This window comes from Shewanella sp. S1-49-MNA-CIBAN-0167 (assembly GCF_040310145.1).
In the GTDB taxonomy this organism is placed as follows: domain Bacteria; phylum Pseudomonadota; class Gammaproteobacteria; order Enterobacterales; family Shewanellaceae; genus Shewanella; species Shewanella psychromarinicola.
Genome location: NZ_JBEOPO010000206.1, coordinates 1 through 283 on the forward strand (window position 1 = coordinate 1; position 283 = coordinate 283).

General features: G+C 48.4%; 1 pseudogene. It reads right to left on the minus strand.

What is annotated here, in order from left to right:
- Nucleotides 1-267: pseudogene (locus tag AAEZ00_RS21035) on the minus strand (mechanosensitive ion channel family protein); the annotation flags it as partial.
- Nucleotides 268-283: the final 16 nt, after the last annotated feature.

Consider the following 283-nt stretch of genomic DNA (forward strand, 5'->3'; position numbering starts at 1 on the left):
GACTAATTGTATCCCTTGAGGGAAAATACGTTCGCGGGCGTCGTCAGGCAAGCTGATCTGATTCGCTTCATAAGCGCGCACCAGCAAGCGCATTAAAATTGAAGCCACTTTGGGAACACTGTGAGTTTCAGCATTGACCCAAAAATACACTTGTAGATTAATCGTCGATGAACCAAGGTTTTTTATCAGCACCTGCGGCTCGGGATCTGCGAGTACGCCGTGATGATCGGCCATGATCTCCATAGCGATGTCCTGAGCCTTACGGATACTTGCATCATAGCCA